Origin of the sequence: Rhodococcus sp. 14-2483-1-2, assembly GCF_002259405.1 — a bacterium.
Classification (GTDB): domain Bacteria; phylum Actinomycetota; class Actinomycetes; order Mycobacteriales; family Mycobacteriaceae; genus Rhodococcoides.
In genome coordinates this window covers 48,125-61,005 of sequence record NZ_NPFW01000009.1, presented here as the reverse complement: position 1 = coordinate 61,005, position 12,881 = coordinate 48,125, and the positions used below count along the sequence as shown (strand labels likewise).

Annotated in this window: 8 protein-coding genes; 1 reads left to right on the top strand and 7 read right to left on the bottom strand. The window is 66.9% G+C overall.

What is annotated here, in order from left to right:
- Nucleotides 1-19 precede the first annotated feature (19 nt).
- The 6 genes from trxB to CH295_RS09290 all read right to left on the bottom strand — a co-directional run bounded on the left by trxB (nucleotide 20) and on the right by CH295_RS09290 (nucleotide 9,766).
- The gene (trxB, locus tag CH295_RS09315; RefSeq protein WP_037195710.1) at nucleotides 20-1,009 is read right to left on the bottom strand and encodes a thioredoxin-disulfide reductase; all 990 of its coding nucleotides are present in this window, start codon (nucleotides 1,007-1,009) and stop codon (nucleotides 20-22) included.
- A 126-nt stretch (nucleotides 1,010-1,135) separates the two neighbouring features.
- Entirely contained in the window at nucleotides 1,136-1,864 is a 729-nt protein-coding gene (locus CH295_RS09310) for an RsmA family anti-sigma factor (RefSeq protein WP_141216981.1), read from the bottom strand.
- Nucleotides 1,865-1,923: 59 nt separating this feature from the next.
- Nucleotides 1,924-2,505 carry an RNA polymerase sigma factor SigM gene (gene sigM / locus CH295_RS09305; RefSeq protein ID WP_037195284.1) on the bottom strand — a complete coding sequence of 194 codons (582 nt, stop codon included), beginning with the start codon at nucleotides 2,503-2,505 and terminating at the stop codon, nucleotides 1,924-1,926.
- 99 nt (nucleotides 2,506-2,604) lie between these two features.
- Nucleotides 2,605-6,801, bottom strand: coding sequence for a lipid II flippase MurJ (locus tag CH295_RS09300; protein ID WP_170945839.1), 4,197 nt, complete (start codon nucleotides 6,799-6,801; stop codon nucleotides 2,605-2,607).
- Nucleotides 6,798-9,203 (bottom strand): glycoprotein, encoded by a 2,406-nt coding sequence (locus tag CH295_RS09295; RefSeq protein WP_094740597.1) that lies wholly within the window; start codon nucleotides 9,201-9,203, stop codon nucleotides 6,798-6,800. Before CH295_RS09295 ends, CH295_RS09300 begins: the two co-directional genes overlap by 4 nt.
- A gap of 2 nt (nucleotides 9,204-9,205) precedes the next feature.
- On the bottom strand, nucleotides 9,206-9,766 hold the full coding sequence (locus tag CH295_RS09290) for an NUDIX hydrolase (protein ID WP_032396972.1): 561 nt from the start codon (nucleotides 9,764-9,766) through the stop codon (nucleotides 9,206-9,208).
- 101 nt (nucleotides 9,767-9,867) lie between these two features.
- Between CH295_RS09290 and CH295_RS09285 the strand changes: the two genes are divergently transcribed.
- On the top strand, nucleotides 9,868-11,334 hold the full coding sequence (locus CH295_RS09285; protein ID WP_094740500.1) for a CCA tRNA nucleotidyltransferase: 1,467 nt from the start codon (nucleotides 9,868-9,870) through the stop codon (nucleotides 11,332-11,334).
- 19 nt (nucleotides 11,335-11,353) lie between these two features.
- On the opposite strand, the gene CH295_RS09280 is transcribed toward CH295_RS09285, so the two are convergent.
- On the bottom strand, nucleotides 11,354-12,856 hold the full coding sequence (locus tag CH295_RS09280) for a glycoside hydrolase family 183 protein (RefSeq protein ID WP_094740499.1): 1,503 nt from the start codon (nucleotides 12,854-12,856) through the stop codon (nucleotides 11,354-11,356).
- Nucleotides 12,857-12,881: the final 25 nt, after the last annotated feature.

The window sequence follows — 12,881 nt, the reverse complement described above, 5'->3', positions numbered from 1 at the left end:
GTTGGAAGTTCGGTGCCTGTCAGGCGTTGACTGCGTCGACCGGCTGGTCGGCGTGTTCGAGCGTGTTGCTGGTGATGTCGCCCTGCTCGGCCAACCAACGCTCGGCGTCGATCGACGCGGTGCAGCCCGTACCCGCAGCCGTGATGGCCTGCTGGTACACGTGATCGACGAGGTCTCCGGCAGCGAACACGCCTTCGACGGACGTGGCCGAAGTGGGCGACGCGACCGTGACGTAGCCGGCATCGTCGAGCTCGACCTGGCCCTTGACCAGCTCGTTGCGGGGATCGTGGCCGATCGCCACGAACATTCCGGTCACGTCGAGAGTGGTCTTCTCGCCGGTTTCCGCGTGCTCGAGCGAAAGCCCGGTGACGCTGGTGTCGCCGAGGACCTCGAGCACCTTGGTATCGGTGAGGAAGCGAATCTTGTCGTTGTTCTTGGCGCGTTCGAGCATGATGCGCGACGCACGGAACTCGCTGCGGCGGTGCACGATCGTGACACTGCGGGCGAAGCGAGTGAGGAAGGTCGCTTCCTCCATGGCCGAGTCGCCACCACCGATGACGGCGATGTCCTGATCGCGGAAGAAGAAGCCGTCACAGGTGGCGCAGGCGCTGACGCCGCGTCCGAGCAACTTCTCCTCACCGGGGATGGACAGGTAGCGAGCTGCTGCGCCCATGGCGAGGATGATCGCGCGGGCACGGTACGTCTCGCCGCCGGCGGAGACCGTCTTGATCGGGCCCGTCAGGTCGAGCTCCTCGACGTCCTCGGTTCGGATGTCGGCGCCGAATCGTTTCGCCTGCTCGCGCATCTGTTCCATCAGATCCGGGCCCATGATGCCCTCGCGGAACCCGGGAAAATTCTCGACCTCGGTGGTGGTCATCAACGCACCGCCGAACTGCGTTCCCTCGAACAGGATCGGTTCCAGTTCCGCCCGTGCGGCGTAGACACCGGCGGTGTAACCGGCCGGTCCCGAGCCGACGATGATGAGATCGTGAACCTTGGGGGTACTCAATGCAGACCTTCCGATCATGTGCGGGGTATACGTGCGGTCGACGACCGAGTGCTCAGCGCACACGCCGGTCGACGTACATCTGGTCAACACCACCCTAGAGGCAGTTGTTCCCCGGTGAGAGATCTGTCAGCCGATATCCCGACGCGTCAGCACGTCCGGGTTGGCGGTGCCACAGTCGTTACCCACCGCAAGGGCGATGAACTGTGCGGGCTGCGCTCCGGCGAGGACCAGCAGGGTTCCGTCTCGCCCGTCGACGCGCACTCGACTCGATCCGAGAACGGTGGTGGCCGGATCCACATCGTTGGATTGCAGACAGGCAGCGAGGTCGGCCGGATCGGCCAGTGCCCCGGGATCACGCTTGCCGATGATGCTGAACGCGAAACCGGAGTCGAGGTCGGCAGAATCGAGAACCAGCGACGAATCCGGAGCCTGCGACGGGTCGGCAGTGATCGATTCGGGTTCGTCCGGTGTGAACAGGACCGCCGCGGCAGCAATCGATCCGGTCGCCAGAAGTACTGCGGCAGCGGCGGTTCCGAGAACGACACGGCGTCTGCGCGGACGCAGCGGAACGACGACGCCCACCGGGGACGCCGATTGCTCGACCGTGTGGAGGGTGCGATCGATCTGCCGAGCGACGTCGGGTGGAATCGGCATCGTCCCGGCGGGATCCTCGCCCACCTCGTGCAGTCGAGCCGAGACGGCGTCGAGACCGGCGAGTATCTGCATCGAATCCTCGTCGAGTCGAACCAGTGGCCACAGTTGCCTACTGACGTCCTCGGGAAGTGCATCCGCATGCAGATCGGCGAGTAGCTCCGGCGAGAACGGGGCTTGTAGAGCGTCGGTGCTCGACGGCACGTTCCTGCCTCCCTTCGCCTGGTCTGCTTTCCCTCTCACACGGTATAGACGCGAGGGGGTCAGATTCGGTTCCCCGCATCTTTCAAGTACGCGAGCTGCGTCGAGAGTTTGAGTCGACCGCGGGCGCATCGACTCTTGACGGTACCGGTGGGAACGCCGAGCAATGCGGCAGCGTCGGCCACCGAGTAGCCCTCCATGTCCACGATGACGACGGCTGCACGTTGGTCGGGCGGCAACGTCATCAGAGCCTGCCGAACGAGAATGCTCGTCTCCGTCTCGGAGATCCGATCCCTGGGCGACACCGGCTCGTGACTTTCGTTCTCGCTCAACGGAACCGACGGGCGCGCCTTGTTTCTACGGATGCGGTCGAGGCAGGCATTGACGACGATCTTGTGCAGCCAACTCCGCACTGCGGCGTCGGCGCGAAACGACCCGGCCGTGCGGTGGGCGGACAGCAATGCCTCCTGCAGAGCATCGGAGGCGTCCTCGGGCGTGTAGCTCGTGCGGCGGGCCGTCAGCCACAGATGTTCGTGGTGTCGGTAGATGAGTGTGGCGAAGGCATTCGGCTCCCCGGCCGCATGGGCAGCAAGAAGCTCCGCATCCGTGCGCTCCCCTGGCGCCGAATCGAAACGTTCGGTCATACGAAAACGGCTCCCCCCGTGTTAACGCATTGGGGGGAGCCTAGGCCATCGAGACCGCGAAGTACGAAACGAACCCGTTTTGGTTACCGAATGCCCGATCTAGGAGCCGAAACCGATCCCGGAGATCGAGGTGGCGATGCGACCGCCCTGTTCGCCGAGACTCGTGATCCAGACGAGCACGTTCCCGGTCGGCTCCGTGTCGCTGAGGGCGATGTCGGTTCGGCCGTTCTGCAGCGTGGCTTCACCGAGCAGCGTGGTGTCGCTCAGGCTGGGTGAGTCGTTCGGGGCCGACCGGATCTCCACGACGGTTCCTGGAGACGTCGATTCGATCCATGCGTTCTGCAGCGTCGAGGACGGGATGGACACGAGCAGCCCGACACCGTTCTTGAGGGCCGGGAACTGCTGGAAGTACGAGTCGGTCGTCCACGCGGTGTTGGGGTCGTTGTCGATCACGTTGGAGGCGGTACTCGGGTTGTCCGCGGAACCCTGGGGTGAGAACACGCTGACGCCGTTCATCGCCACCGGTCCACCGGCCTCGGCCGGAGGAGCAGTCGCATCGCCCGCCGGTGGTGCGGTGGCCGGAGTGGTGAGACCGAAGTCCTGGGTGTCGAGCGGAGTGTCGGTGTCGTTGCCGGCAATCGAAGTGAACAGCCAGAAGCCGGCGAACGCGAGAACGACGACAGTCAGTGCGCCGAGTACCGCGATGGCGATGTTGGTGCGCATCGACTTGGCCTTCTCGGCGGCGATCTCCTCGGGATCCGCGAGCGAGTGCCCACTGGCACCGGGCGCTCGCTGGCCCAGTCGCAGCGCCGGCATCAGATCCGTCTTGTCGTTGACGACCGCTGCTTGATCGAGGACGTGCTGCACGGTGGCAGCGGTGCGGATTCCGCTGTTCTGTTCCAGTGCCCGCACTGCGACGGCGGAGATCTCGAACGGAACGTCCGGACGGACCTGTCGCGGCTCGAGCGGGGCACCCTTGTCGTCGCGGTCGGCCGGGCGCATGCCACCGACGCTGCGGGCCTGAGCGGCATCACCGGATACGACGGCACCGCCGGTGGTGTCGGACAGCGGCCACCTGGCGGTGATCAGCGCGTAGAGCATTGCGCCGAGTCCGCGGACGTCCGAACTCGGGTCGGCGTCGGCCAGTGTCGCGGGGAAGGCGAGGACGGCATTGCCGCTGGAGCTGATGCGCACGCGATCGGGGTGATCGATCGACAGGGCACCGCCGCTGCGGTGTGCGGCCTCGGCTGCTGCGGCCAGGACCTTGATCGCGCGCGCAGCACCGGTGGGTGCAGGCACGGTATCGGCCATTTCGCGCAGCGACCGGCCGGGCGTCCACTCGGCGACGACGATGCCGCCGGAGCTGCCACGCACCACGTCGAGCACGCGGGCGAGGCCGGGCGAATTGATCCGACCCAGACGGAGCGTGCGCGAGAGAATTGCCTGCGGTCCCTGGGTGCGGTCGTCGGTCGAGGCGGTGGATTGCTGATCGGCGTCGACGAACGTCAGTGCGACCTCGCGATCGAGCTTCACGTCGTGGGCCTGCCAGAACTTGAGTCCACGTGCGCCGCCGTGCGGTGCCAGCAGTCGGTACCGTCCTCCGGCCACAGAGGCACCGGGAATGAGTGTCGGGCCGCGGAGCGTGCGCTCGGGAGCGCTCGCCGGGGCTGTTGCAGCTGCGGCCTCGTCCGTGGTGGTCGAGTCGGCAGTGCCGGGTGTGGCCGGGGTTGCTGCGGTCTTCTCGGAATCCGCATCGGCCGCGGACTTCGACTGCTCCGGCTTCGACTGCTGCGTCGACTTCTTCTCGCCGGGGGTCTCGACCGGGAGATCGGCTTTGGAGATGGAGATGGTCTTGTCGGTCGGACGCGCCGCGAGAGCAGCCTTGGAGATGGAAATCGTCTGATCCACCGGCTTCGGAGCAGGCTTGTCGGCAGCGGACTCGACGGGAGTTGCCTCGGCGGCGGTCTTCTCGACGTCCTGCTCGGGAGCCGCGGCCGCGCTCGGTGCCGTCGACTCGGCTGCAGTCTTCGAGTCAGCGGCAGTCTTCGCCGGTGTCTCGGCGGGCTTCGGAGTCTTGGCGGAAGAAGCAGACTCGGCCTTCACGGGCTCGGTGCGGTCCTGGGTGTCGACCTCGACGCCGCCGCTCGTTCGGTCGGCTTCGCTTGCTGGAGATTGTGCCGGCCCCCCAGCAACATCGTCGTCGGTCACAGTAACTCCTTCAGGCGAATATGCCCCGTGTTGATCTACGAACGGTCGACCCTCATGAGCGTCTGCCCCCGGGTGCCGATGACCAGGGTACGGGAGCCGATCCCGCGCAGTGTCCCATGTGGGCTCGGATCGAATAACCGGAATGACGCCGGTTTCTGCAGCAGCGAGATCTGCGTCCCGCGCTTCGGAACCGCCGCGGAATCTGCGGACGAGGCGGCTCAGGGCCACGGTGACCGCCAGAACTTCGGGAATCTTGCCGAACCAGAGGATCGAGAACGTGATGCCGAGCATGATGACGGCGTCGATCGCCACGCGGGCGAAGTTGCCGACCCAGCCGTTCATCATGGCGTCGAGCCCGAGGATCCGGTCGATCGCGAGCATGGCCGCGCCGCCGGCCAGTGAGGCGATGAGCACCAACCAGACCGTCTTGCCGACGTTGGCCATCCGCAGGCTGCCCAGGCTCTTGTGGAGCAGGTATCCGCCGATGATCGCGCCGACGGTGTAGCCCAGGCCGGTCGCTGCACCGAGGAGCAGCACCACCTGCTCGGGCGAGGATGCGACGATCGGGGCGAGCAATGACAGGCCGATCTTGACGGCGGTGATGCCGAGGATGATCCATGTCGGTGTCCAGGCCTTCTCACGGGCGTAGAAGACCCGCAGGTGGATCAGCACCAGGGCGTACGGGATGAGGGAGAATGCCGACCAGCTGACGGCCTCGCCGAGTCTGGGTGCGACCTCGGCGAACCGGCCGAAGCCGTACAGCGCCTCGCCCACCGAAGGCCCCGCGAAGGTCAGGAACACCACGATCGGCACCAGCGCGACCATCGTCAGGCGGGTCGCGACCGAGAGATCGTCGACCACGGACGGAGTGTCACCGTTGGCTGCGTTGCGGCTGAGCCTGGGCATGATGGCCGTCAGTACCGTCACGCCGAGGATGCCGTACGGCAGCTGCAGCACGATCCAGGCCTGCGAGTAGATCACGTTGCTCGCATCGTCGGTGCCCGACGCGATCCTGGTGGCCACGACCAGCCCGATCTGGCTGACGACGACGTAGAGCACGATCGCGGCGGCCATCGCGCCGAACTTCTTGAGTCGCTCGTCGAATCCCCACAGCGGGCGCAGGTCGATGCGTTCGCGGCGCAGGGCCGGGATCAGAGCGAGGACCTGGGTGATGACACCGGCGGTCACACCGAGGCCGAGAACGAGGATCTTGGGGTTGCTCATCTCGACCGTGTTTGCGGTGATCTCGCCCGGGACGAAGGGGTACAGGGCGAACACCGCGAGCACGATCAGGTTGTTGTACACCGGTGCCCAGGCTCCGGGCTTGAAGTTCTGGCGGGTGTTGAGCACGGCCGTGAGCAGGCCGGACAGCCCGTAGAACATCAGCGCGGGCAGTACCAGATAGGTGAACGCGATGGTCAGGTCCTCGTTGACCTTCGGATCGCCGGCGAGCATCAGCCGCGCCAACAGTGGGGCTGCGATGGTGGCGGCGAGCGCCACGGTACCGAGGAGCGCCACCGCGATGGTGAAGAGGCGCCGAACGAATGCCCGTCCGCCGTCGGCGTCCTCCTGCTCGGCTCGAACCAACACCGGAACCACGATGGCTCCGAGCACTGCGCCGAGGACGAGCTCGGAGATCATGTTCGGCAGGATCGTCGAGACGGTGAACGCACTGGCCAGCGCCGCGCCGAGGGTGGCCGTCATGGCGACCTGCTTGGCGAATCCGGTGATGCGGCTGACCAGGGTCGCTACCGCGATCGAACCGGACGCGGCCAGCAGTGACTTCTGCGGTCTCGGTTCGGGCTGTGGTGCCGGGTCGGATTCGCCCGGCGGGATTCTCGTCGGCGGAACCGTTCCGGACGGTGCCTGCGGGTAGTCCTCGTCCCGGAATCGCGGGATCATCTGGGTGACGGTGTCGTCGGCGGCCGGTTGCCCGTCGAGCGGCGGCGGTGCCGGGTACGAGCGCAGCTCCGGCCGCGACTGCCGCTCCCATGGCGCGGACCGCGGTGGCGTCGTGCGCCGGAACACCTGCGATGCGGGCATGCGTGACCGCGGCAGGTCGCCGTCGTACGGGACGTTGCCTGTCATGGTCTCTCGTACCCTTCGTCGGCCGGGTCGGGTTGACCTCTGAAACGGTGCCAGAGGCGTCGACCTGCAAGTAACAGTAGGAGAGCACCGGCGCAGGCGGTAATTATCGCCAGTGCCTGGCCGTATGCGTTCGATCGAACGGACACCGTCGAGACCTCGCCGAGCCGGGAGCCGTCGAGCGTCGTGACGGAGAAGTCGACCGACAGATTGCGGGTGTCGTCCACCTCGGCCGGGACGGTGATGGTCCGTGATCCACGGGCCGGAAGTTGGGTGATGCCGACGTCACTGATCGTCATCTCCTGCGGCGCATCGACCCGGAGCAGCACGTTGACCGGGACGGGAAGGTCGTTGCGGGCGACGAGCAGCAGCGGGCTCTGCTCCGAGGCGAGGGTGTAGACCCCGCCCGGGGCCAGCACGGTCACCGATCCGTAGATGGTGTCCAGTCCGATGCGGATGGCGGCGAGTCGGTCGCTCGCCATGGTGCCGGTTTCGTCACTGGCGGCGCCCGCGCGACCCGCCGTCGACAGTGCGCGGAGCATGTCCTCGCGCAGCGGGGCGGTGTACAGCCGTGGGGTCAGCTCGGACTGAGGATCGTCGACGAGCGATTGCATCAGGGTGTCGACCCGGGCGCTCTGCGATCGCACCAGGCCGATGGTGTCGGCATCGAGTTCGGTGGATGCGTCGATGCTGGTCACTGAGGGTCCGGACGTCGGCTCGGCGAGCAACTCGGCCAGTGGGCGCGGCGTCGCCAGACCGGAACGCAGCAGCGAGGACACCGTCGACAGAATCGCCGACGGTTCGTCCCCGCCCGCGGTCCAGTACTGCGGGGGCGCGACGGTGACGGTGCGGCCGGGCCGATCGGCGCCGACGAGTGCATGGAAGTTGATGGCTCCGAGCGCATCCTGCAGGCGTGCGGTGCGGGAGTCGGTGGCGAGATCGAAGCGCTGCTCGGTGGGGGTCAGGGCGGGCGTGGACGGGGTGTCTCCGACGCCGGCCAGCGCCGCAGCAGTAGCGGCGTCGTAGTGGGTTGCGGCCAGTGTCTCGGTCTGCTGATCCCCCGACGGCTGGGTCTCGGACGAGACCAGCAGCGAGGTGGGGGCCGAGGTCGGCGGGTCGAGGCTGTTGTCGGCGACCAGCACGGTGTCGGTGCCGGCCGACCGCAGAGCATCGGCGGTGCCCGGGTCGACCCCACCGGTGGTGCTCCAGGTGAAGCCTCGTGTCGAGGTGATGCCGAGGATGCCGTCGACGATGTCGGCCGGGGTGCTGACGGCACTGCTGAGCAACGTGGGATCGCCGATGTCGGCCACCGCTCCCAGATCGGTCTGAGCGAACGGCATCGCCGTCACGCAGCTGCTCGACGCGACCGCTTCGAGTCGGGACAGCCACTGGGCCGCGGCTGCACTTCCGGTGCCCTCGCGGGTCGTGCTGGCGGGATCGGCCGGGTTGTCGACGACGAGGTACCCGCGGGTCATGTTCGAGACGGTGACGAGCAGGTCGGGGTCGAGGCCGATACACAGGCTCGACGCCAGTCTGCCGTCGGGATCGAGGCCGGGTTGCGTCGCGAATTCGACCGCTTTGAGCAGGGTGTCGAGCCGTCCGCCACCGGCGAGTTCGCCGGCCAGTTCGTCGTCGATCAGCCGAACGCGCTCGTCCACGGAACCGGGGATCCCGGCCGCGAGGCGAGGAATGTCGGCCAGTGGCCACAGGACCGTCATCGCGACGGGGTTGCTGGTGTTCGGGGGCAGCGGCATCGCGCCGGGAGCGGTGGGGTCCATCTCACCGGGGTTGCGGGGCAGTCCGACGACCGGGAGCAGGAAGCGGGCGTCGTCGAGGCGTGCGGTTCCGCCGTATTCGGGGGTGCCGTTGACGTTGAGCAGTAGCGGGTAGACGCCGGGGGCCTCGATTCCCAGCGAGGGTTCGGTGGTGCTGCGCAGCTGCATCGACATGTCGAACTGGCGGCTCTCGTCCTTCTCCAACGAGTCGGCGACCGTGACGAAATCGCCGACCCGCTCGAATCGGTCCTGGTCGAGAGTCAACGAGGTCCGCAGTCCGGCCGTGGTGTCGACGGCGGCAGCGGCCTGCATCCGGACACTGACGTCGTCGACGCGGCGGTCCCCGGTGTTGGTCACCGTGGCGCGCACGGTGACGAACGGGTCGCTGCTGGTGGTGACGGTGGAGGGGGCGACGGTCTCGATGCTCAGCGTCAGGAAGGGGTTGCCGTCCTGCGTCATCGGAGTGTCCGGAACTGCGCTGGTGGTGCCGCTCGCGTCGCCGACGGAGGAGTCGGGTTGGGCTGCGGCGCCGGGAAGCTGCGCGGGGATCAGTGCTGCGGTGCCGACTGACGGTGCCACCGCAAGAACGAACGTGGTCAATGCGGCGGCAGCGACCTTCCGGGCCCGCACGATCACTTCCCGCCGGGGATGGGTGCGCCCGAGTTGCCGCTGCTCATGTCGTCGATCAGGCGGGTGGCGATGGCGGCGAGTTTGCGTTCGTCGGCATAGGCGAGTCGAGACGGTAGTTCGGTCAGCGGAACCCACGCGACCTCGGTCACTTCGAGGTCCTCGTCCGAGAGTTCGCCGCCCAGGAATCGGAGCAGGTAGTGGTGGACGGTCTTGTGGACGCGTCGGCCCTCGGTGACGAACCAGTAGTCGATGCTGCCCAGCGAGGCCAGGACGGTACCGCGGATACCGGTTTCCTCGGCGACCTCGCGCATGGCCGTCTGCTCGGCCGTTTCGCCCTGCTCGATGTGACCCTTGGGCAGGGACCAGAGCAGGCGTCCGCGGCGGTCGGTGCGGCCGATCAGGGCGGCGCAACGTTTGGCGGGCGGCCCGTCGAGGCCGTCGACCACGAGGCCTCCTGCCGAGGTCTCGCGGACGGTCCGCAGCTTGGGTGCTTCGGTGTCGGCGCGTGCCTGACGCCGCCGCGGGTTGCGGCGGCTCCTGTTCGCACGTTCGGCAGCAGACACCCGATCCATACTAGTTGCCTGTGCGCACTCTTCTACTGTGCCGCACCGCGGGGTGAAGGCCGGGACAATCGATCGACTCGGCGCAAGTAGGCTCTTCCACCGTGGCCGATCAGTCCCTGTCCTCCGTTTCCGCCGAGCAGACCGATGCCCGCCGGGAGAGGTTGCTGGCGGGAGCTGCTGTGACGCTGCGCGAACTCGCTCCGGTGTTGACGCCGCTGGGTGCACTGTTCGCGGCGGCGGGGCACGAGCTCTTCCTCGTCGGTGGCACGGTGCGCGATGCAGTTCTCGGTCGACTCGGAACCGACTTGGATTTCACCACCGACGCCAGGCCCGAGGACGTGCAGAGGTTGCTGTCGGGCTGGGCGGACCATCAGTGGGACACCGGCATCGCGTTCGGGACCATCAGTGCGGCCAAGGACGGCCAGACGATCGAGATCACCACCTATCGCACCGACTCCTACGATCAGGTCTCCCGCAATCCCGAGGTGCAGTACGGCAACAGCCTCGAAGACGATCTCGTTCGACGCGATTTCACCGTCAACGCCATGGCAGTACGTCTCGGAGCGGACGGTGCTCAGGAGTTCGTCGATCCACTCGGCGGTATGGACGCGCTGCTCGAGGGCGTTCTCGATACCCCGTCGGCACCGGAGGTGTCGTTCGGAGACGATCCACTGCGGATGCTGCGGGCCGCGCGGTTCGTCTCCCAGTTGGGATTCACGCTGATGCCTCGGGTGCATCGGGCGATCGAGGACATGGCGGAGCAGATCGACCGCATCACCGCCGAGCGAATCCAGGTGGAGTTGGACAAGCTGTTGCTCGGCGCGCACCCGGTCGACGGCATCGACGTGATGTGCGAGACGGGGTTGGCGCAGCGGATCGTTCCCGAGGTGCCCAACATGAAGCTCGAGATCGACGAGCACCACCAGCACAAGGACGTGTACACCCACTCGCTGACGGTGCTTGCGCAGGCGATCGATCTCGAGGAGGGCGATCCAGACCTCGTATTGCGTTGGGCCGCACTGCTGCACGACATCGGTAAGCCCGATACCAAGCGAAACGAGCCGGGCGGCGGAGTCAGCTTCCATCACCACGAGGTCGTCGGAGCCAAGCTGGTCCGAAAGCGCATGCGCGCCTTGAAGTATTCCAAGAAGATGATCGAGGACGTCTCGCATCTGGTGTTCCTGCATCTGCGTTTCCACGGCTACGGCAAGGGTCAGTGGACCGACTCTGCCGTCCGCCGCTACGCCACCGATGCCGGCGAGCTACTGCCCAAGCTGCACAAGCTGGTTCGGGCCGACTCGACCACGAGGAACAAGCGTCGAGCTGCGGCGCTGCAGGCCACCTACGACGACCTGGAAGAACGCATCGCCCGCATCGCCGAGCTGGAGGACCTGGCGCGGGTGCGGCCGGACCTCGACGGCAACGCCATCATGGAGTTGCTGAACATCCCGGCCGGACCCGACGTGGGCAAGGCATGGAAGTTCCTGAAAGAACTGCGCCTCGATCGAGGACCGCTCTCCCGCGAGGACGCCGAGGCCGCGCTGCTCGAGTGGTGGCCCACGCAGTAGGCGCGTCCCGCGTACGTGCTCAGGACGAGCGAAGCTCGGCCTTGACGAGGTAGACGTTGTAGCTGTCCCACTCGGAGATGGTGAAGTACAGCTCGTTCGCCGTCGACCAGGGGTGAATGAAGCCGCCGTAGGCTTTCGGGTATTCGGCAGTGTCGATCAATGTGGTCGGTGCGGTCCATTGGCCTTGTGGCGAATTCGCCTCTCGCAGAACGATATCGCCGCGCAACGGATCGAGATAGGTCATCTGCCAGGGGTCTCGGGACTCGTCGTGATGGACCGACAGTTCCCCGGCCATACCGTCGGCGATGGGGGTGGCCTCGTTCGAGTCGACCGGAGCCCAGGTGCCGTTCACCCAGTATTGGTATGCGGTCTTGTTCAGCACGTCCGCTTTCGGGACGCGAGCGAGACCCACCTGCCCGACGCGTCCGTTGACGGTGCCGAACATGTAGACGTACTCCCCCGCCGGGACCATCGTCGACACCTGGAACTTGGAGAAGCCGAAGAGGTTGTCCCACTTGGCATGCTCGTCCTTGACCCAGGTCGACCCGTTGTCGTCCGAGTAGGCGATGCCGCCGTAGTTGGTCCACCACATACCGGGAATCGTGCTCCAGCGCCTGATGGACATGTACGACATGTACTGCCGATCGTCTATGGCGAAACCGGAGGTGGGAATGACCGTGGTCTCCCAGTTCTTCACCTTGCGCGAGGGCAGTAATTCGGCTGCGTGACAACGGGAATTCTGCACCATCGAGTCCAGGGTCATACCGTCGGACAGGTCGGTGTCGGTGCTGTGGCCGAGCGCGTTGGAGCGCCAGTCGTCGCCGCCGACGACGCCGAACTCCCATCCCTTACCGAAGGAATCGCCGAATGCGACGGCGACCTCGCCGGGCTTGCTCTCCCACATGATGCCGAGGTCGGTTCCATTCACCTGCCAGCGCTTGTCGGTGCGGTTCTCCGACCCCGGTCCGGTCAGCTGCGAGACCACGTCCACATTGCCGACGGCGGGCGCCGCCGGAGGTGGCGTACTCGGTCCGGGCTCGGCTGCGGTGACGGCCGGGGCAGGGGGCGGCGTTGCGGGGGTGCCACCGGGGCCAGGGATCGGGATGGGGATGGTTTCGGGCTGCGGGTCGATGTAGATTCGAGGGAAGGGCAGGCGCCCTGCAGACCCTGTCCCGGACGTGGGCGATTCCGCGGGGTCGGTCAGATCGGGGCACGGGTCCGCGCACGGGTCACTCAGCGGATCGGACTGGACGCGGGTGTCGTTCGGGGCGGGGTCGGGAACCGGCACGAGTTCGATCGACGGATACGGCACGGGGATCACCACACGATCCGGCAACGGCGGCAGCTGCGGCGGATTGCCCGGCCCGATGGGCTCGGGTGGGTAGTCCTTGGGGTCGAATCCTGTTTCGCCACAGGAGTTCACCGGCAAAGGCGGTGCTGCGAACGCCGGGGGCGCAGCAAGAACTGCCGTACCTGCGGCAACCGCGAGTATGCAGCCGAGCGACGTCGTGCGGCCGTACATGCGGTGCCCCCGTGTTCTCCGACGA

What these genes read in the sequence shown, in the direction of transcription:
- CH295_RS09300 (WP_170945839.1), bottom strand. Translation starts at nt 6,801, where the DNA reads ATGACAGGCAACGTCCCGTACGACGGCGACCTGCCGCGGTCACGCATG.
- CH295_RS09280 (WP_094740499.1), bottom strand. Translation starts at nt 12,856, where the DNA reads ATGTACGGCCGCACGACGTCGCTCGGCTGCATACTCGCGGTTGCCGCA.
- sigM (WP_037195284.1), bottom strand. Translation starts at nt 2,505, where the DNA reads ATGACCGAACGTTTCGATTCGGCGCCAGGGGAGCGCACGGATGCGGAG.